Source organism: Methylomonas sp. Uni0011, assembly GCF_056850255.1.
Genome location: NZ_JBVVNO010000001.1, coordinates 277,742 through 296,849, shown reverse-complemented (window position 1 = coordinate 296,849; position 19,108 = coordinate 277,742). Strand labels below are relative to the sequence as shown.

The 19,108-nt window shown below is 56.6% G+C and carries 22 protein-coding genes; 15 read left to right on the top strand and 7 right to left on the bottom strand.

The annotated features are described in order from the left end of the window. Positions 1-18: 18 nt before the first annotated feature. The 9 genes from AC0IM9_RS01315 to AC0IM9_RS01275 all read left to right on the top strand — a co-directional run bounded on the left by AC0IM9_RS01315 (position 19) and on the right by AC0IM9_RS01275 (position 6,358). A complete protein-coding gene (locus AC0IM9_RS01315) occupies positions 19-249 on the top strand; it encodes a DUF433 domain-containing protein (RefSeq protein WP_278212183.1) in 231 nt (76 codons plus the stop codon). Next, on the top strand, positions 246-614 hold the full coding sequence (locus tag AC0IM9_RS01310; protein WP_278212182.1) for a DUF5615 family PIN-like protein: 369 nt from the start codon (positions 246-248) through the stop codon (positions 612-614). Before AC0IM9_RS01315 ends, AC0IM9_RS01310 begins: the two co-directional genes overlap by 4 nt. A 33-nt stretch (positions 615-647) precedes the next feature. Then, positions 648-2,144: a lysine--tRNA ligase gene (lysS, locus tag AC0IM9_RS01305; RefSeq protein WP_482802763.1), complete on the top strand. Its 1,497-nt coding sequence runs from the start codon at positions 648-650 to the stop codon at positions 2,142-2,144. 95 nt (positions 2,145-2,239) lie between these two features. Beyond that, positions 2,240-2,728, top strand: coding sequence for a flavin reductase family protein (locus AC0IM9_RS01300; protein WP_445370407.1), 489 nt, complete (start codon positions 2,240-2,242; stop codon positions 2,726-2,728). 202 nt (positions 2,729-2,930) lie between these two features. Next, complete coding sequence (locus AC0IM9_RS01295) at positions 2,931-3,149, top strand: Nif11-like leader peptide family natural product precursor (protein WP_140913794.1); 219 nt, start codon at positions 2,931-2,933, stop codon at positions 3,147-3,149. A gap of 123 nt (positions 3,150-3,272) precedes the next feature. Continuing rightward, entirely contained in the window at positions 3,273-4,088 is an 816-nt protein-coding gene (gene folP / locus AC0IM9_RS01290; RefSeq protein WP_140913795.1) for a dihydropteroate synthase, read from the top strand. Beyond that, a complete protein-coding gene (locus AC0IM9_RS01285) occupies positions 4,088-5,011 on the top strand; it encodes a 1-aminocyclopropane-1-carboxylate deaminase/D-cysteine desulfhydrase (protein ID WP_482802762.1) in 924 nt (307 codons plus the stop codon). Before folP ends, AC0IM9_RS01285 begins: the two co-directional genes overlap by 1 nt. Before the next feature lie 84 nt (positions 5,012-5,095). After that, positions 5,096-6,145 carry a hypothetical protein gene (locus tag AC0IM9_RS01280; RefSeq protein WP_505330931.1) on the top strand — a complete coding sequence of 350 codons (1,050 nt, stop codon included), beginning with the start codon at positions 5,096-5,098 and terminating at the stop codon, positions 6,143-6,145. Between the two features lie 54 nt (positions 6,146-6,199). Further along, the gene (locus tag AC0IM9_RS01275; RefSeq protein ID WP_482802761.1) at positions 6,200-6,358 is read left to right on the top strand and encodes an MGMT family protein; all 159 of its coding nucleotides are present in this window, start codon (positions 6,200-6,202) and stop codon (positions 6,356-6,358) included. A 7-nt stretch (positions 6,359-6,365) separates the two neighbouring features. Here AC0IM9_RS01275 and AC0IM9_RS01270 read toward each other — a convergent pair whose 3' ends face one another. The 6 genes from AC0IM9_RS01270 to AC0IM9_RS01245 all read right to left on the bottom strand — a co-directional run bounded on the left by AC0IM9_RS01270 (position 6,366) and on the right by AC0IM9_RS01245 (position 11,070). Further along, positions 6,366-6,803, bottom strand: a complete 438-nt coding sequence (locus AC0IM9_RS01270) for a nucleoside deaminase (protein ID WP_445370411.1) — start codon at positions 6,801-6,803, stop codon at positions 6,366-6,368. 10 nt (positions 6,804-6,813) lie between these two features. Further along, entirely contained in the window at positions 6,814-7,020 is a 207-nt protein-coding gene (locus AC0IM9_RS01265) for a dodecin (RefSeq protein ID WP_482802760.1), read from the bottom strand. 17 nt (positions 7,021-7,037) lie between these two features. After that, the gene (thiE, locus tag AC0IM9_RS01260; protein WP_482802759.1) at positions 7,038-7,649 is read right to left on the bottom strand and encodes a thiamine phosphate synthase; all 612 of its coding nucleotides are present in this window, start codon (positions 7,647-7,649) and stop codon (positions 7,038-7,040) included. Beyond that, positions 7,646-8,425 (bottom strand): bifunctional hydroxymethylpyrimidine kinase/phosphomethylpyrimidine kinase, encoded by a 780-nt coding sequence (gene thiD, locus AC0IM9_RS01255; protein ID WP_482802758.1) that lies wholly within the window; start codon positions 8,423-8,425, stop codon positions 7,646-7,648. The genes thiE and thiD overlap by 4 nt, the downstream gene beginning before the upstream one ends. Then, the gene (locus tag AC0IM9_RS01250; protein ID WP_482802757.1) at positions 8,422-10,377 is read right to left on the bottom strand and encodes a BRCT domain-containing protein; all 1,956 of its coding nucleotides are present in this window, start codon (positions 10,375-10,377) and stop codon (positions 8,422-8,424) included. Before AC0IM9_RS01250 ends, thiD begins: the two co-directional genes overlap by 4 nt. A 210-nt stretch (positions 10,378-10,587) precedes the next feature. After that, positions 10,588-11,070: a transcriptional repressor gene (locus tag AC0IM9_RS01245; protein ID WP_140913802.1), complete on the bottom strand. Its 483-nt coding sequence runs from the start codon at positions 11,068-11,070 to the stop codon at positions 10,588-10,590. A gap of 199 nt (positions 11,071-11,269) precedes the next feature. On the opposite strand from AC0IM9_RS01245, the gene AC0IM9_RS01240 reads away from it, so the two are divergent. Then, on the top strand, positions 11,270-12,508 hold the full coding sequence (locus AC0IM9_RS01240; protein ID WP_482802756.1) for a diguanylate cyclase domain-containing protein: 1,239 nt from the start codon (positions 11,270-11,272) through the stop codon (positions 12,506-12,508). A gap of 47 nt (positions 12,509-12,555) precedes the next feature. Here AC0IM9_RS01240 and ppdK read toward each other — a convergent pair whose 3' ends face one another. Beyond that, positions 12,556-15,297 carry a pyruvate, phosphate dikinase gene (gene ppdK, locus AC0IM9_RS01235; protein ID WP_482802755.1) on the bottom strand — a complete coding sequence of 914 codons (2,742 nt, stop codon included), beginning with the start codon at positions 15,295-15,297 and terminating at the stop codon, positions 12,556-12,558. A 144-nt stretch (positions 15,298-15,441) separates the two neighbouring features. Between ppdK and AC0IM9_RS01230 the strand changes: the two genes are divergently transcribed. From AC0IM9_RS01230 to sdhD, 5 genes are all read left to right on the top strand, one after another. Further along, positions 15,442-16,623: a BaiN/RdsA family NAD(P)/FAD-dependent oxidoreductase gene (locus tag AC0IM9_RS01230; RefSeq protein WP_482802754.1), complete on the top strand. Its 1,182-nt coding sequence runs from the start codon at positions 15,442-15,444 to the stop codon at positions 16,621-16,623. A 181-nt stretch (positions 16,624-16,804) separates the two neighbouring features. Then, positions 16,805-18,133, top strand: coding sequence for a citrate synthase (locus tag AC0IM9_RS01225; protein ID WP_278212170.1), 1,329 nt, complete (start codon positions 16,805-16,807; stop codon positions 18,131-18,133). Next, positions 18,130-18,303, top strand: coding sequence for a DUF1674 domain-containing protein (locus AC0IM9_RS01220; RefSeq protein ID WP_140913807.1), 174 nt, complete (start codon positions 18,130-18,132; stop codon positions 18,301-18,303). Before AC0IM9_RS01225 ends, AC0IM9_RS01220 begins: the two co-directional genes overlap by 4 nt. Before the next feature lie 36 nt (positions 18,304-18,339). After that, positions 18,340-18,711 (top strand): succinate dehydrogenase, cytochrome b556 subunit, encoded by a 372-nt coding sequence (gene sdhC / locus AC0IM9_RS01215; RefSeq protein WP_482802753.1) that lies wholly within the window; start codon positions 18,340-18,342, stop codon positions 18,709-18,711. A gap of 15 nt (positions 18,712-18,726) precedes the next feature. Beyond that, entirely contained in the window at positions 18,727-19,107 is a 381-nt protein-coding gene (gene sdhD / locus AC0IM9_RS01210) for a succinate dehydrogenase, hydrophobic membrane anchor protein (RefSeq protein WP_482802752.1), read from the top strand. Position 19,108 lies beyond the last annotated feature (1 nt).

Sequence of the window (19,108 nt, the reverse complement as noted above, 5' to 3'; positions counted from 1 at the left end):
CCTGAACCGGAGGGAGTAATGAAAAATTTTCAACGGATTACTTTCGACCAGAATCTAATGGGTGGGAAACCTTGCATACGCAGCCTTAGGGTCACCGTTGGTACTGTGGTCGGTTTGGTTGCCAGCGGTTATTCGGTGCAGCAGATTCTCGATTTATACCCTTATTTGGAGGCTGACGATATCACCGAGGCGTTGCGCTTTGCGGCTTGGCGAGCCGAGGAAATCGAATTGCCTTTGCACGCGGCGTGAAACTATTGCTGGATATGAACTTGTCGCCGGCCTGGGTGCCGGTGTTGGTTGGCGCGGGGTTCGAGGCGGTGCATTGGTCAGAAATAGGCGCAGCAAATGCCGCTGATCACGTGTTGTTTGGATGGGCGCGTGAGAATGGCGCCGTGGTTTTTACCCATGATCTGGACTTCGGGACTTTGTTGGCGCTGACGGGGGCTGAATCGCCCAGTGTGTTTCAAATTCGCACTCAAAACATCGCACCGCAAGCGTTGGGGCCGCGGGCAATCGAGTTGTTGCGCCGTTTTCATACCGAACTCGAGAACGGCGCTCTGGTCGTTGCCGACGAGTTACGCGAACGGGTGCGCTTGCTGCCTCTGGACCGATAGTTAATTTTTATTTTTGCTTTAGTTTTTAAAAACATGTCAGAACTCGAACACGACGAACAGGAACAGATTAAACAACGCCGGGAAAAACTGAATGCCATCCGCGAGGAAGGCATCGCGTTTCCGACAGATTTTCGCCGCAACGTGGTGGCCGGAGAATTGCTCGCGGAATATGGCGAAAAATCCGAAGAGGAATTGTTGGCCGAGCCGATCAGGGTCAAGATTGCCGGTCGGATGATGACGCGCCGCATCATGGGCAAGGCCAGTTTTTGCCATTTGCAGGACATGTCCGGCCAGATTCAGGTTTACGTCGCGCGCGATAACCTGCCGGAGGGCGTCTATAACGACCAGTTCAAGAAGTGGGACATCGGTGACATCCTCGGCGCCGAAGGTACCTTGTTCAAAACCAAGGTCGGCGAGCTCAGCGTCAAGGTCGACGACATTCGCCTGCTGACCAAAGCCTTGCGGCCCCTGCCGGAAAAATTCCACGGCATCGCCGATCAGGAGATCAAATACCGCCAGCGTTACCTGGACTTGATCATGAGCGACGAGGCGCGCAAGACTTTTGTCATGCGTTCGAAAATCGTCAATTACATTCGCGACTTTCTGGTCGCTCGCGACTTCTTGGAAGTGGAAACGCCGATGATGCAGGTGATTCCGGGCGGCGCGACGGCGCGGCCGTTCACGACTTTTCACAATGCGTTGGATATGGAATTGTATCTGCGCATTGCGCCTGAATTGTATTTGAAACGCCTGGTAGTCGGCGGCTTCGAACGCGTGTTCGAAATCAACCGCAATTTCCGTAATGAGGGCCTGTCGACCCGGCATAATCCGGAATTCACGATGCTGGAGTTCTATCAGGCCTACGCCGAATACGGCGACTTGATGGATTTGACCGAAGCCATGCTGCGCGGTATTGCTGAAGATATCGTCGGTAACACTCAAATCGAGTACCAAGGTGAAACTTACGATTTCGGTAAGCCGTTTGCGCGGATGACCGTGCTGGAATCCATCCTGCATTTCAATCCCGATTTGACGCTGGCCGATTTGACCAGCCGCGAAGCGGCGGTCAAGGTTGCCGAAAATCTGAAAATCCCGGTCAAGGACAGTTACGGCCTGGGCAAGGTGCAGATCGAGATTTTCGAGAAAACCGTCGAGTACCGTTTGATGAACCCGACCTTCATCACCGCCTATCCGGTGGAAGTGTCGCCGCTGGCGCGGCGCAACGACAATGATCCGCACGTCACCGACCGTTTCGAGTTCTTCGTCGGCGGCCGCGAGATTGCCAACGGCTTCACCGAGTTGAACGACGCCGAAGACCAGGCCGAGCGTTTCCGCAAGCAGGTCGAGGAAAAAGAGGCCGGCGATAACGAAGCCATGCATTACGACGCCGATTACATCACCGCGCTGGAACACGGCATGCCACCGACGGCCGGCGAGGGCATCGGTATCGACCGGTTGGTGATGTTGTTCACCAACTCGCCGAGTATCCGCGACGTGTTGCTGTTCCCGCATATGCGGCCTAAACATTGACGGAATAATTGGCGTAACACCGGCTACGGCCGCGCCGTTGCCGGTTTTGTGCGGCCGCCAATCGCGAAAATTAATCTTACGGGAAGTGAATTATCATGGGTGTCGAAGCCAAACAATTCAAAAATGCGCTGAAATTATGGGCCAGCGGCGTCACGGTGGTAACCACCCTGAGCCGGGAAAACCAGCCTAAGGGCATGACCGCGACCGCCTTCAGCAGCGTATCGCTGGAGCCGCCGCAAATTCTGGTGTGCCTGAATCAGGCGACCGATACCGGCGCCGCGCTGTTGGAGAGTCGCCGCTTTGCGGTCAATATCCTCGGCGAAAGCCAGGAAGACGTCTCCAACCAGTTTGCCGGCAGTACCACGCAGGAGCAGCGGTTCGCTGCCGTACCCTGGCAAGCCGGAGAAAACGGTGCGCCGGTCTTGGACGAAGCGCTGGCGGCTTTGGAATGTCGGGTGGTGCAGCAAATCCAGGCCGGAAGCCATTGGGTGGTGATCGGCGAAGTCGACCGCGTTGTCTGCCGCGATGGTGATCCGTTGCTTTACTACCATTCCGCGTATCGGCGGGTGGCTGCGACCGACTAATTGGCGGGCGGTTTGCTGATTTGTCGCATTGTTGGGTTTGCGACAAATTTACCAAGATTTGTAAGGGAAAATATTTAACCCGGTTAGCGGGTCCCGTTAAAGCGCCGCGAAAGCAGCGGTATTTCCGATTTCACAACTGGCAGAAATTTTGCTTCCGTGTAAATGGATTCTATCCATTTTTAGTGTTATCACGGAGTTAACAATGTCAGTAAAGGTTATCAAAGAATTTTCCGAGAAAGCCAAAGCCGATGAGGCTTTGAAAGAAAAGCTCAAAGCTTGCTTGAAAATCAAAGAGTTGATTTTACTGGGCAAGGAATACGGTTTTGAGATCGATGAGGTCTCGTTATATCCGCCAAATGAACCGCAATTCGTTGAGGAACAGCTGTCGGAGAGACTGGTCAAGGCCTTGCTCAGGGCTTAAGCGAGCCCGACCGCCTCTCGCCGCTTGGCGCGGGGCGGTTTCCCAACCGGCTGTTGCGGCCGGTAACCCCAAAACGACTCCAAGGCGGTAAACTATCCGGCTGTCTTCGAGGAGCTTTTCCACATGTTCAATCCCACCGCCAGGCCCCAGTTGATGGGGATACTCAATGTGACTCCGGATAGTTTTTCCGACGGCGGCAAGTTTACCGGTGTGGCGGCAGCCGTGAGCCAAGCCGAGAAAATGATCGCCGAGGGTGCCGACATCATTGACGTCGGCGGCGAGTCGACCCGGCCCGGCTCCGATCCGGTCACCGCGGAAGAGCAAATTCGCCGGGTAGTACCGGCTATTCGTGCAATTCGCCAACTCGATCCGACGCTCAGAATCAGCATCGATACCATGTCCAGCCAAGTGGCGGCGGCCGCTCGCGATGCCGGTGCCGATATCATCAACGACGTATCGGCCGGGCAGGGCGATAGTGATATGTTGGCTTTCGCCGCCCGCAGCGGCATGCCCATCATTCTGATGCACATGCAAGGCGCGCCGAAAACCATGCAGGAGAACCCTTACTACGAGAATGTCGTCGAGGAGGTGGCGGCAGCCTTGCAACAACGCATCGATGCGGCTTTGAATGCCGGGATTGCGGCGCAGAATATCGCCATCGATCCCGGTATCGGTTTCGGCAAGCGTAAGCAGGATAATTTGCAGCTATTGGCGCATCTGCAGCGGTTTGTTGCGATGGGGTATCCGGTGCTGTTGGGCGCCAGCCGTAAGCGCTTCATGGGCAACATCTGCAATGTCGAACAGCCCGCCGAGCTAGTCACCGCCACGGCGGTAACCACGGCGCTGGGCGTGATGGCCGGCGTGCGGATGTTTAGAGTGCACGACGTCAAAGCCAATCGCCAAGCCATCGATGTGGTCTGGGCGATCAAAACGGCGTAGTGAGCGGCTTACATCCGCGGCTGCAAGCCTTTCAAACTCAATTGCAGCCGTCGCCGTTGACGCGGGTCGACGATCCGATCGTATCCGGGCGCGGCATCCAGCTTTGGTTGAAACGCGACGATCTGCTGCACCCCATCGTGTCCGGCAATAAATGGCGCAAACTCAAATACAGCCTGAACGATGCGTTGTATCGGGGCGCCGATACCGTACTCAGCATGGGCGGAGCCTATTCCAACCATTTGCATGCCTTGGCCTTCGCCGGCCGTGCTTTGGGCTTAAACACGGTGGGCTACATTCGCGGCGAGCGGCCGCCGGAACTGAATCCAACGTTGCAGGATTTGGTGGCCTGGGGCATGGAGCTGCGTTTTCTGTCGCGCCAGCACTATCGGCAATTGCGCGCCTTTAGGACCCCCGACAGCCTGCCGGGCCTTAAACCGGGAGAATATTGGCTGCCTGAAGGCGGAGCGCTGGATTTGGCGTTGCAGGGCGTCGCCGAATCGGTCGCCGAAATCGATATCGGCTTCGATACTCTGGCCGTTGCCTGCGGCACCGGCACCACGTTGGCGGGTTTGATCGGCGCTACGCCGGCCGGCACCGAATTGATCGGCGTCGCCGCGCTGAAAGGCGGCGAATTCCTGATCGAAGATATCCAGTCCTTGTTGGATGCTGCTGGCGCTGCCAACGATGCCGCATGGCGGATTCTGACTGATTACCACTGCGGCGGCTTCGCCAAGACCACCCCGCAATTGCTCGATTTCATCGTAGATTTTCAAAACCGGCACGCTATCGAGCTGGAACCGGTTTACACCGGTAAATTGCTATATGCGCTATACGACTTGATCGCGCGCGGCTATTTTCCGGCCGGGCATCGTATCGTTGCGATGCATACCGGCGGCTTGCAAGGCAAGCGCGGTAACGCTTAACCGCCAGAAAAACCAAGCGTATTGAGTCGCGGGGCAAAATAGCGATAATAACGGCTGCCCAAAATAATAACGATAGGTGGCACCGTGGCGACAGTAAGCCTGACCAACCCCCAACCCGACATAGCCCGGCCGATGGCGGTGTCGTTCCGTTTTCTGCTCGGTTTGTACGCCATCGTACCGCTGAGTTTGGTGCTGGTGTGGCTGGACAGCGCCGGATTCGACCACGCTTTGCGCGAAGCCTTGCCGACCAGTCCCAGCCATTTCCTGTTGTTCCAAGTCTTGTTCGGCACGCCGCATATCATCGCCAGTAATTTACTGCTGGCCAGCCACACCGAGTATCTGGCGACTTACAAAAACAAGCTGATCGGCATGACCGGCTTTATCGTGCTGTTTTTCGGGGTCGGCAGCCTGTTTATTCCGTACCGGGTGTTGTACCTGATCAGCGCCTGCTGGACGGTTTACCATGTGTTGAAACAACAGCACGGCGTCGCCAAGGCCGTGTGCCGTTTGCCGAACCGGTTGTTTTATCTGCAATTGTGGCTCAGCGTAAGCGCCGGAATCTTTACCTATATCGGCATCTTCATGCACAACAGCCTGGAGCCGGAACAAGCCGCCCGGGTGTTGCAGGTTGCGGTATTGCTGACTGCGGCCTTGTGTATTTCTACGCTGGTGTGCCAACGCTACGTGTCGAACCGTTTGGGCTGGTATTTTTTGTGGGCGAATACCTTGTTGGTGGTCGCCAGTTGTTACGTCTACAGCCAGCAGTATTATTTTTTGGCAATTTTGATGCCGCGCCTGGTGCATGACATTACCGCCTATAGTTTTTACGTGACCCACGACGTCAACCGCCATGGTATTCGCCCGGAAAACGGATTGTTTCGCTTGGCCGCAAACTGCCGGATTCCGGCGGCGGTGGTATTGCCGCTGTTATCGTTTATGTTGACTTACCTGTTGCAGGCTTACGGCGACGGCTTGGTCAATCTGTTGCTACAAACCCTGTTCGCGACGCAGGTCTACAAAGCGGTCACCTTGGGGCTGATCGGTTATCTGGCCTTGATGCACTACTACACCGAAGCCTTCGTCTGGACTGCCGGTTCACCGTTGCGGCGCTACATTCGGTTTAGCGGTGTCTAGCCCGTCGCCGAGAGTCGCCCGGGACGGCTATGGCATCGGCTATGCCGTCGGCAGTTGTTGTTTGGGTGCCGTGCTGGTCGCCGGCGGGGCAGGCGGTGTCTGTGCCATCGGGCGGTTCGCAGCGACGGCAAACTGGCTGGTTCCCGCTGGGGAATCGAACGCAAAGCCGAGTTGTTGAAACGCGAGCGCGAGGCTTTGACCGCCCGCCGTTAGGCGACGCTTAAACGCCGATGTCTTCGTTCCAGAGTTCGGGCCGGGCGGCAATGAAATCCCGCATTAATTCGATGCAGCGCTGGTCTTGGATTATTTCCAGCCTTACGCCGCGTTGGCGCAGTAATTCTTCTTCGCCGACGAAGGTTTGGTTCTCGCCGATTACGACGCGCGGGATGCCGTATAGCAAAATCGCGCCGCTGCACATCGCGCAAGGCGACAAGGTGGTGTAGAGCACGCTGTCGCGGTAGACCTGGGCCGGTAAGCGGCCGGCATGTTCCAGCGCATCCATTTCGCCGTGCAGAATGGCGCTGCCCTGTTGCACCCGGCGGTTATGGCCGCGGCCGATGATACGATTCTGATAAGCCAGCACCGAGCCGATCGGGATGCCGCCTTCCGCCAAACCGGCTTCGGCTTCGGCGATCGCGGCTTGCAGAAAGGCGTCCATAACCGGCGCTTTAGTCCAGCGTGTAACCGACTTTGATCGTGACTTGCCAGTGGGCGATTTTGCCGTCGGCGATATGGCCGCGGGTTTCGATTACTTCGAACCAGCGCATATTGGCCACCGATTCGCCGGCCTTGACCACGGCGTTTTCCACCGCGTTTTCGATGCTGACAGTGGACGAGCCGGTTAATTCGATTTTTTGGTAGACATGGTCTGGCATGGCAGCCTCCGCAAAAATTAAAACAATGCCTGGAAACGGCGCGCGGCTGCGAACGGGTCGCCGTCGAATACGCCGCCGATGACGGCGAGTAAGTCTGCACCGGCTGCCAATAGCTGTCCAGCGTTTTCCGGCAATATGCCGCCGATCGCGACGATAGGGACTTGCAAGCTGCGCTTGGCTATTTCTAGCGTGCCGATTTCGGCCGGCGCGGCCAATGGCTTGGAGCCGGAGGGGAAAAAGCGGCCGAAGGCCACGTAATCGGCGCCGGCGGCGACGGCCGCAGTCGCTCTGCCGATGTCGTTGTAGCAGGAGACGCCGATGATCGCGTCGGGCCCCAATGCGGCCCTGGCGGCCGCCAGGTCGCCGTCGTCGCGGCCCAAATGCACGCCGTCGGCATCGACCGCCAGCGCCAATTCGACGCTGTCGTTGATCAATAGCGGCACCCGGTAAGCGTGGCAAACGGCCAACAGCTCGGCGGCCAGTTTGCCGGCATCCAGCGGATTTTTGTCGCGGTATTGAATGACGGCGGCACCGCCGCGTAACGCCGCTTCAACGTCTGCGACGACTTGAGCAATGGATTTGCCGTCCGGTTGGGTGATGGCGTATAGGCCTTTGCCGGGAAACTTCATGCCTCCACCCAAAATAGCCGGTCCGGATGATGTTGGCCTTTTCCGGGCAGGTAGGCCGCAGCCAGGGATTGCCAGGTAAATTCCTGGGCTTCGCTGACGGCGGTGAACATGTCCAGGCCTTGCGCCAGCAACGCGGCAATCGTGCTGGCCAGCGTGCAGCCGGAGCCGTGGTAGTGGTAGGGCAGGCGTTCCCAATTGAAGGTTTGGTTGAGGCCGTCGGGCATGTATAAACGGTTGTGTACCAGCTCGGAGTTTTCGTGGGTACCGGTGATTAGCACGTACTCGGCTCCGCGCTGTTGCAGCCAGTGCGCGCAGTCGGCCAGATCGGTTTGACCGGAGAGGCGGCGGGCTTCATCGCTGTTGGGGGTGAGTAAGGTGGTGAGCGGGAGTAGTTCGGAGACGATGACGTCTATCAACTGCCGGCCGGCCAACTCGGTGCCGCCGCCGGCAGCCAGCACCGGGTCCAGTACCACCGGAACGGTTGGATATTGCCGCAATACCTGGGCAATCGCTCTGGCGACTTCGGCGTCGCCGATCAGGCCGATTTTGCAGGCGGCAACTATGAAGTCGTTTAACAGCGTTTCGGCTTGGCTGAGAATATCCTCCGCGCGCTGCGGAATCAGCTTTTTGACGTTGCGGCTGTCTTGTTCGGTCAGTGCCGTGACGATGCTGGCGGCGTGGCAGCGGTGGCTGGCGATGGCTTCGATATCGGCTTGAATCCCGGCGCCGCCGCTGGGGTCGTGGCCGGAAAAACACAATACGATCGGCCGGCTCATGCTGCGTCTCCGCTCAGCAAGGCCAGAAATTCCTGCTCGCTGATTACCGTGACGCCCTTTTCGCGGGCGGCGTTGGTTTTGTTGGCGCCGACATTGTCGCCGGCCACCAAATAGTCGGTCTTGGCCGATACCGAACTACCGACTTTGGCGCCCTTGGCTTTGGCTTGTTTGCTAAGCTCGTCGCGGCTGCCGCTGTGCAAAGTGCCGGTAAATACCAAAGCTTTGCCGGCCAACGGGTGTGCGTTTTCGTCGGGTTGCGCTTGACTGGCCTGTAAGTTAAATCCCAAAGCCATTAAATTATCGAACAAGGGTTTGATATTGGCGAAGCCTTCGGTAATCACGGCGGCGGTTTTTTCGGCAAAACCTTCGATCGCGACGATATCGGCTTCGCTCAATTCGAAGATAGCTTGCAGGGGGTAGTGGGCCAGCAAACGTTCGCAGTTGCCCAAGCCCATGCGGAACACGCCGAACGCGGCCAGGAAGCGCCAGTCTTCGACCGCTTCGCGCCGGCTGCGCAACAACTGGTCGACCAGATTTTGCGACTGTTTCGGGCCGAAGCCCATGCTTTCGAATTGCTCGGCGTTGAGGGCGTAGATTTGGTCGACGCGGCGGATACCATGTTCGTACAGGCGTTTGATGCTGGCGGCGCCGAAACCGTCGTTGTTTTTCAATACCCTGAAGAAATGCTCCATGCTGTTGCTGATTTGTGCCGGACAAGCCAGATTGTTCGGGCAAAGCAGGTAGTCGTTATCCCAAATCAAAGCGTGGCCGCAACTGGGACAGGCCTCGGGGATGTCGGGTTCGGCCGGGCGGATGACCGCCTCGATTTTCGGAATCACCTCGCCGGAACGTGCCAGGCGGATCAGCGCGCCGGGTCCGATGCCCTTGTCCAGCACCATTTTGTAATGGTGGGCCGTCGCCCGCGACAGCAGGGCGCCGCTGAGTCGGGTTGGTTCCAGCTCGGCGACCGGCGTAATCCGGCCCGAGCGCGAGGTTTGCGGCACGATATGCAAAATTCTGACTTCGGCGGTTTCCAAATTTTCCTTGTACGCCAACTGCCAGCGGTGGTGGTGGCGGGTCGCGCCTAAATACGTTTTCAATCCCTCGTCGGCGATTTCCAGAATCACGCCGTCGACGTCGTAGTCGACTTTATGCCAGATGGTTTTGACGTGGCTCTCGAAGTCGGCGATCAATTCGGCCCAGGCGCCGGTCCAGGCCGGCAGTAACGCAAACGGATAAAATACCGCGGCATGGTCGTTGATGGCTTGTTGGGCGTGTTCGTCCAGCTCTTTTTCCTTGATCACGCTGGCCTGAAAATTCCGCGGGTTGTCGAAAAAGTCGGCCAAGTTCCGATCGAAATAACTGCGGCTGACCACGATTTCACCGGCGCCCAGCCCGCGCTGGCCTTGGTTGGCAACTTGCAGGCCGCGCTCGAACACGCGGCTGATGTCCTGGCCTTTGCGGCCGTCACCGCGGGTATACAGCATGCGGCCGTCGTCGTAGGCGGCGTAACCGTCCAGTTTTGGCGTGATCTTGAATTGCAGCTCGGCAAAGTTCTGGCCCAGTTCTTCCGCCGCTTTTTCGATGCGGGCCGCCCAGCGTTCGACTTCGTCGCGGCTGTAGGCCTTGTCGGTCGATAGCATCATCACCGGCAGATCGACGGTTTTACCGGCGAAGGCCGGTTCCGGCTCCACTTCGTGCAGCAATGGATGTTCGGGCTGGCGCTTTTTCAGTTCGGCCAGAAACACGAAATCGTAGTCGCTGTCGCTGATCGCCGGTTCGCCGCCGCGGTAGAGGGCGTTGGCGACTTTCAAAAAGGCGATCAACTCGTTATCGGCGGTGGATTCGATTTGCTGCGGATGGCGACACAGCTCGCAAAAGCGGTGTTCGCCGATGTCCTGCAACTCGTCTCCGGTTTGTTGGAGCAGGCGTTTTTGGCTGTCGCTGAGCATGCGGGTGGTTTGGAGTGGGTAGGGCGGCGATTATAGGAGGATCGCACGGCAAAAAAAAGGCGGGAGAGTAAACTCGCCCGCCAGGCATCTATCTTTCAAGAGGATCATGTCGACGGTAGGAAAGCGTTCGACATGGCTGCAGTTTAGGGCTTTAGCCGATAAAAGCATTGACCCAGGTCAATGTTTGTCGGCTTTTTCTGACGCGGAGGTCTAAGCAGGTTTACAGGATTTACACAATCCGTGTATCTCGATGGTTTTCCGTTGCGGGATGAAGTTGGCAGTGGTCAATTCCACCGCCAGCGCGCTCAGTACGTTTGGGGCGGCGCGCTCTTCTACGGTATGGCAGGCGGTGCAGATCAGCAAGAGTTGGTCGTGTTGGGTGCCGGAGCAATGGCAGCCGACGAAAGCATTCAGACTTTCCACTCGGTGAATCAGGCCTTGTTCCAGTAAAAAATCCAGCGCCCGGTAGACGGTCGAGGGTTTGGCGGCATCGTTGACCGGGCGGATTTGGTCGAGCAGATCGTAAGCTTTAACCGCCTTGTGGCTGTTCCAAATCAACTCCAGAATTTTGTGCCGGATCGGGGTTAACTGCACGCCGCGTGACAAGCAAAGCTGTTCCGCTACACTTATCGCTTTTCGAATGCATTGGTTGTGGTCGTGTTCCGCGTGGCTGATACGTTCTGATTCTGTCATTTGCTGGAAGAGTGATAAGGTTCATTCATTTGGGCGTCCGGCTTGTTTATAGTGCCAGCATCAACAGGCCATTTCAATTCATATCGAAGTTGTCTGCTGATATGATGTGACAGCGCTTCCACGGGCGCCATAGTATGGTTGTTGGATACGCGGCCGGTGAGGAGCACGGCGTGGTGGCAAGTATTTTTTGAGGCAATTGATGAGACGGATTACGTTCCTGGTTTATGCGGTTCTGTGGCTAATGCTGCTTAGCCTGAACCTATACCAGCAAGTAATGGACACCAAACAGTACGCGCAAAATATCGCCACCCGTCAGGCCGAAATGTTTTTCGATCACATTGTGCTGGTCAGAAAGTGGAATGCCTCGCACGGCGGCGTGTACGTTCCGATCGATCCAGGCACGCAACCCAATCCTTATTTGAAAGTGCCCAACCGCGATGTCGAAACCAAGGAAGGCGTCAAGCTGACTTTGATCAATCCGGCATTCATGACCCGGCAGTTGGCGGAAATGAGCCAGAGTCAAAGCGGTATCAACTTCCATATCACCAGTACCGAACCGTTGCGGCCGGAGAACAAACCGGATAGTTGGGAGGCCGGAGCGATGGCTGCGTTCAAGCAAGGCCAAAAAAGCTTCAGCGGGTCCGGCATGATCGACGGTAAACCGTTTTACCGCTATATGGCGCCGTTGCTGGTCGAACCGGAATGCCTGAAATGCCACGATCAGGACGGATACAAGCTGGGCGACGTGCGTGGCGGCGTCAGCGTGAATATACCGGCCTCCAGCCTGGATAGTTTCGTCAACGAGCGGGTGGAGCATTTGGTGATCACGCATGCTATCGTCGCGCTGATCGGTTTGATTGTGTTGTTGTTGTCGTATTTGGCGCAAGCCCGGCTGAGCAAACGACTGGACAAAGCCCAGAGCCGGCTGCAATTGGCCTATTTGGATTCGCTGACATTACTGCCGAATCGTCGCTACTACGACGCTTTCGTCAAGCGCGAGTGGAAACGGGCGTTAAGGCATCAATACCCATTGTCGATGATTATGATCGACATCGATTTTTTCAAATCCTACAACGACAATCTGGGGCATTTGGAAGGCGACCAGTGTTTGCGGCAGGTGGCAAGAACCTTGAAACGGTTTTTTCGCCGGCCCGGCGATTTGATCGCCCGTTATGGCGGCGAAGAGTTTTGTGTGGTGGCGGCATGCGACGCCGACCAAATCCTGGTGTTGGCGGAAATCCTGCGGAAAGCGGTAGAAAACATGCGGATGCCGCATCCGGATTCGAAGATTTCCGAGTTTGTAACGATCAGTCTCGGCGTGGCGACCATCATTCCGGGCCACGATCAAGCCTTCGATAGCTTGCTGTATCGTGCCGACCAAGCCTTGTACGACGCCAAGGCTTCGGGTCGGAACCGGGTCGGACGTTACCGGGAATAAACAGCGAAGCGGCCAGCGCCTGGTTTTGGCGCGCCGGCTGCGTCGGCTTATATTGGCTTATTTTCCAGCAGTTTGGCGTGGGCAGCCGCCAGCCGGGCCACCGGAATTCGCGGCGCGGAGCAGGAGACGTAGTTCAAGCCCAAGTTATGGACGAAACGGATCGAACGTGGATGACCGCCGTGTTCGCCGCAAATGCCGATTTTCAACTCCGGGCGTTGTTGCCGGCCCAAATCCACCGCCATTTTCATCAGTTTGCCGAGGCCCTCGATATCCAGCGTTTCAAACGGGTTGTCTTCCAACAAGCCGGATTCTTCGTATAAGGGCAGGAATTTGTTTTCGGCGTCTTCCCGCGAGAAGGAGAAGGTGGCCTGGGTCAAGTCGTTGGTGCCGAACGAGAAGAAGCTGGCCGTCGCCGCCAAGCGGTCGGCACGGGTGCAGGCTCTGACCGTTTCGATCATCGTGCCGAATTTGAAATTCAGTTTGATCTTGTACTGGCTTTCGACCTCGTTCTGGATTTCGTCGACGTAGCCTTTCACCTTTTTCAGTTCTTGCGCCGTGATAACTTGCGGCACCATGATTTCCGGCTCAACCGGAATCCGTTGTTTGATGCAACGCGCCGCCGCCTCCAGAATCGAGCGGATCTGCATCTTGTAGATTTCCGGATAGCTCATGCCCAGGCGAACGCCGCGGTGGCCCAGCATCGGATTGACTTCGTACAGTTCCAACACCTTGTCCAACATCATCTGCTTCTTGGCGATCGCTTCCAGAATCACGTCTTCGTTCAGCCGGTTGAAGGGCGCCGGCAGGTCGCCGGCATTGGTCAAGGTGTCCAGCGTCACCCGTTGGCCCTTGACGATGGTCAGGTAATGTTTCAGCGCGTCCAGTTCGTCGGTCAATTGGTGTTCGTTGGGTAGGAACTCGTGCATCGGCGGGTCCAGCAAGCGGACGGTAACCGGGTGCGGCGACATCGCTTCGAACAATTGTTCGAAATCGTCGCGCTGAATCGGGAACAGTTTGGCCAGCGCCGCTTCCCGCTCTTCGGTGTTGTGGGCCAGGATCATGTCGACTACCAGCGGCAACCGGTCGGCGGCGTTGAACATGCGTTCTGTGCGGCACAGGCCAATGCCTTTGGCGCCGTAACTGACCGCCAGACGCGCGGTTTCCGGCGTGTCGACGTTGGCGTGGACCCGCAGCCGGGCGACTTCGTCGGCCCAGCCGAGTAAGATTTTCAGTTCATCGGAGAATCGCGGGGCGATGGTCGGAATCCGGCCCAGATATATATTGCCGTTACTGCCGTCGATCGTGATCAGATCGCCTTCCTTGATGTGGATGTCGCCGACAATGGCTAGCCGCGCCCGCACATCGACCTTGATGTCTTCGGCGCCGGCGACGCAGGCCTTGCCCATGCCCCGCGCCACTACCGCGGCGTGCGAAGTTTTGCCGCCGCGGCTGGTCAAAACGCCTTGGGCGGCGAAGAAACCGTGGATGTCCTCCGGTTTGGTTTCTTCCCGCAACAGGATTAAATCCTGACCGGTTTTAGCCAGGCGGACGGCGGTATCGGCGTCGAATACGCAATGGCCGCAGGCCGCCCCCGGTGAAGCCGGCAGGCCGGTGGCGATCGGTTTGTTGGTGTGATCCGGCGCCAGTTGCGGATGCAGTAACTGTTCCAATAACTCCGGATTGATCCGCAATAAGGCTTGCTCCTTGCTGATCAGGCCTTCGGCGACCATGTCGATCGAGGTCTTGACCATCGCCGCCGCATTCATTTTGCCGTTGCGGGTTTGCAGGCAGTACAACACGCCGCGTTCGATGGTGTATTCGTAGTCCTGGACTTCGTGGTAATGCGCTTCCAGTTTGTTGCGCAATTCCACCAATTGCCGGTATTGCTCCGGCATTTCCTTGGCCATTTCGTGCACCGGTTTTGGGGTGCGGATGCCGGCCACGACATCTTCGCCTTGGGCATTGACCAAATATTCGCCGTACATCTCGTTTTCGCCGGTGCCGGGGTTGCGGGTGAAGCCGACGCCGGTAGCGCAATCGTCGCCCATGTTGCCGAACACCATGGTCACAATATTGACTGCGGTGCCGTTGGCGATATCCGGGGTGATGTGGAATTCTTTGCGGTAGTCGACCGCCCGTTTGCCCATCCAGGAATTGAATACGGCGCAGATCGCAATTTCCAATTGCTGGTAAACGTCTTCCGGAAACCGCCGGCCGGTTTCTTCATGCACGACCATTAAGAACAATTCGCTGATTTCTTGTAACTGGTCCGCGCTCAATGCGACGTCGGCCTTGATGCCGGCGGCGCGTTTGACGTTGTTGAAATGGGTGTCGAATTTCTCGTCTTCAATCCCGAGTGCGACCTTGCCGAACAGTTGAATGAAGCGCCGGTAAGCGTCGTAAGCGAAACGCGGGTCGGAAGTTTCCTCGATCAGGCCGGCCAGGGTCTGTTTGTTCAGGCCCAGGTTCAAGATGGTGTCCATCATGCCCGGCATCGAAATCGCCGAGCCGGACCGCACCGAGACCAGCAGCGGGTCGTTGGCGCCGCCGAAATGTTTGCCGGTCACCCGCTCGATCTCTGAAATTTGTGCGCGCACTTCGTCCATCAAACCGTCCGGCAAGCGTTTCTGTTCCAGGTAGCTGAGACAGGTTTGGGTAGTGATGACAAAGCCCGGCGGCACGTTAAAACCCATTTGGGTCATTTCGCACAGATTGGCGCCTTTACCGCCTAATAAGGCCTTGTTTTTACCATCGCCGGTGTTGAATGAGTAGCTGTATTGTGCAGTCATTGTCGCTCTTGTCGAAGTGGTGAGAATTGAGGGCTCGCAAGCCGACGGAGCGTTGCCGGGAGCAGCGCCGCGGCCTGCGGAGAAATGCGGTTAGAATACCCTCACTTTTTACCGATTTTTTTACGCTATTACAAGTTGCTCGGAATGGATAATTCGAACGTGATTATTATTGGCGCTGGTGCATCCGGGTTAATGTGCGCCATCGAGGCCGGCAAACGCGGCCGTAAAGTCCGGGTGCTGGATCATGCTAACCGGGCGGGCAAGAAAATATTGATGTCGGGCGGAGGTCGCTGCAATTTCACCAATTACACGGTGGAGGCGGCAAATTACATTTCGCACAATCCGCATTTTTGCAAATCGGCGTTAAGCCGCTTCACGCAATGGGATTTCATCGATTTCGTTCACCGGCATCGAATACCCTACCACGAGCGTTTGCACGGCCAATTGTTCTGCGACGACAGTGCCAAGGATATTCTGAACGCGTTGCTGGCGGAATGTCGGCAATATGGCGTGGTCATCGAGTTGAATTGCCGGATCGATAAGTTGCAACAGACAGAAAACGGCGGCTTCGTCTTAGACACCAGCCTCGGCGAGCGCGGCTCGGACAGCCTGGTGATCGCTAGCGGCGGTTTGTCGATTCCGAAGATGGGCGCCACGCCGTTCGGCTATCGGGTCGCCGAGCAATTTGGCATCAAGGTTTGGCCGACTCGGGCCGGCCTGGTGCCGTTGACTTGGCAGGATGACGATGGTCGGCGCCTTGCGCCGCTATCCGGAATTGCCGTGGCTTGTCGGGCTAGTTGCGGCGAGCGGACTTTTCGGGAAAACCTGCTGTTCACCCATAGAGGTTTGAGCGGCCCGGCGATTTTACAAATCTCGTCTTATTGGCGCCCCGGCGAGACCTTATCGATCGATTTGTTGCCCGAATTCGATCTGGTCGAACGCTTGAAAGCCGCGCGTAGTAATGGCAACAATACCAAATTGCAAAATTTACTCGCAGAGTATCTGCCCAAACGACTGTTGCAAGCCTTGCTCGACGACAATTACCTGCTGGCTGCGGCGGCAAATTGCTCCGACAAGCAAATAGATGCGGTGGCTGCACGCCTCCACACCTGGACCGTCAAACCAAACGGCAGCGAAGGCTACCGAACCGCAGAGGTTACAGTAGGTGGAGTCGATTGCGACAGTCTTTCGTCAAAGACCATGCAGTGTTTGCAGGTACCGGGTTTATATTTCATTGGCGAGGTGGTGGACGTGACCGGATGGCTGGGCGGCTACAACTTTCAATGGGCTTGGGCGTCGGGCTGGTGCGCCGGACAGTACGTTTAACCGACGACCTCAAAGCGCCAATTCGCCGGCTGGTAGCGAATACCGGACTTCGACGCGGCTAGCCAGCCATACCGGCCCATCCTTCCGAGCCGAGCTGCGGATTTAGGGTTGGTCGATCAATCATGCTGTGTGATAATCGGTCTGCCTGCTAAGCTTCTGCTAACAGAATACTGAGGAAACCATGTCAAACGAGACTTTAACGGTTAGGCATAATGCCACCGGGAAAGAAGTGGAATATCCGTTGTTGAAGGGGTCTTTAGGTGCAGATACTGCGGATATGCGCTCCTTGAACAAGGATTTGGGTTGTTTCACTTACGATCCGGGCTTTATCGCGACCGCCAGCTGTAAAAGCAAAATTACCTATATCGACGGCGACAAGGGTATCTTGTTGTACCGCGGTTATCCGATAGAGCAGTTGGCCGAGAACTGCGAATTCACCGAAGTGGCTTACTTGCTGATGAATGGCGAGTTGCCGGATCAGACCCAGTTGCGCGACTTCAACGAGGAAATCAGCGACCGCGCCACTATCCACGAATCGCTGCGCAAATTCTTCGACGGTTTTCATTACGACGCCCATCCGATGGCAATGCTGGTTGGAGTGGTCGGTTCCTTGTCGGCGTTCTACCATAGCGATTTGAATATCAAGGATCCCGACAGCCGGCGCATCTGCGCGGCAAGGCTGCTGGGCAAGATGCCGACTATCGCTGCCGCGTCTTACCGGCACTCGGTCGGTAGGCCCTTCGTCTATCCGCGCATGGATTTGAGCTATTGCGAAAACTTTCTGAACATGATGTTTTCGCGCTCTTCGCAGAACTACATCGACCAGAACCACTACATCGATCCCAATCTGGTCAAGGCATTGAACCTGCTGTTCATTCTGCATGCCGACCACGAGCAAAACGCCAGTACCTCGACGGTAAGGATGGCCGGCAGCACCGGCGCCAATCCTTATGCCTGCGTCGCGGCCGGGATTGCCGCTTTGTGGGGACCGGCGCACGGCGGCGCCAACGAGGCGGTGTTGAACATGCTGGCGCAGATCGGCAGTGTCGAAAACGTACCGAACTACATTGCCAAGGCCAAAGACCCGAACGATCCATTCCGCCTGATGGGGTTTGGTCATCGGGTTTACAAAAACTTCGATCCGCGGGCGACCATCATTCGCAAAACCTGCTACGAGGTCTTAGAGCGCACCCATACCAACGACCCACTATTCGAATTGGCGTTGGCTTTGGAAGAATTTGCCCTGAAAGACGATTACTTCATCGAGAAAAAACTCTATCCCAACGTCGATTTTTATTCGGGCATCATCTACAAGGCACTGCATATTCCGGTGGATATGTTTACCGTGATGTTCGCTATCGCCAGGACCGCGGGCTGGGTCGCGCACTGGCTGGAAATGATGGAAGAAACCGCCACACCGATTAGCCGGCCACGGCAGCTTTACGTGGGGCCGCCGCGCCGGGATTTTGTGGCAATTGTCGATCGCCAGCCTATTGTCAAATCGATATGACACCATCGAACGTTAGCGACGAAAAAGTGACTGCTGAGGAGACGGCGGCATTAAAGCCGGCTTCAGCCGAACCAACCCCGGCCAAGCCGGAAGAGTTCAACGGTCCGAAAGGACCGGAACCCACTCGCTTCGGCGATTGGGAGCGCAAGGGACGATGCGTCGATTTTTGACGCCGCAATTACTTCAAACTCAACATAGGGTCATTTATGTCTGCCAATCGACCGCTTTCCCCCCATTTGCAGGTGTACCGCTTACCGTTGACCGGGTTGGTATCCATCAGCCACCGGATGACCGGCGTGTTTTTGTCTATGGGCCTGGTGTTGTTCGTGTACGTGCTGTTTGCCATTGCCGCCGGCGAAAGCGCCTATCTGGCGATGCAGGCGTTTATGGCGTATTGGTTGTTCAAACTGGTGTATTGGGGCTTTATTTACGCGCTATTTTTTCATCTGGTCCATGGTATCCGGCATTTGATCTGGGATGTCGGTAAGACCTTCGAGCGGGCGACGCTGGATAAATTTGCAATTTACGAACTGGCGTGTTCGGCGTCGTTGACGCTATTAACGTTTATCGTTTCCTGATTAGGGAGGATGGTTATGGATTACAAAGCCTGCGTGGAAAAAGCGGCCGATTTTTTCTCGGTCCACAGCGGATCCGGCCACTTTTGGTACCAGCGGGTGACTGCAGTTGCTTTGGTGCCTCTATCGGTTTGGTTGTTGATACTGTTGCACAAGGCCTTGAATGCGCCATACGCCGATACTGTGACATGGTTGTCGTCGCCGCTTAATACGCTGGCTATCATCGCTTGGACAGTTGCGGTGGTTTACCACGCCGCTTTGGGGGTACAGGTGGTGATCGAGGACTACGTATCGACGATGCCGGTAAGGCATTTGGCGATTCGGGCTACCAATCTGACTTTTTTGGTTTTGGGCATCGCCGCGTTAATGGCGATCGTCATCATTCTTCTGGCAAGGTAAA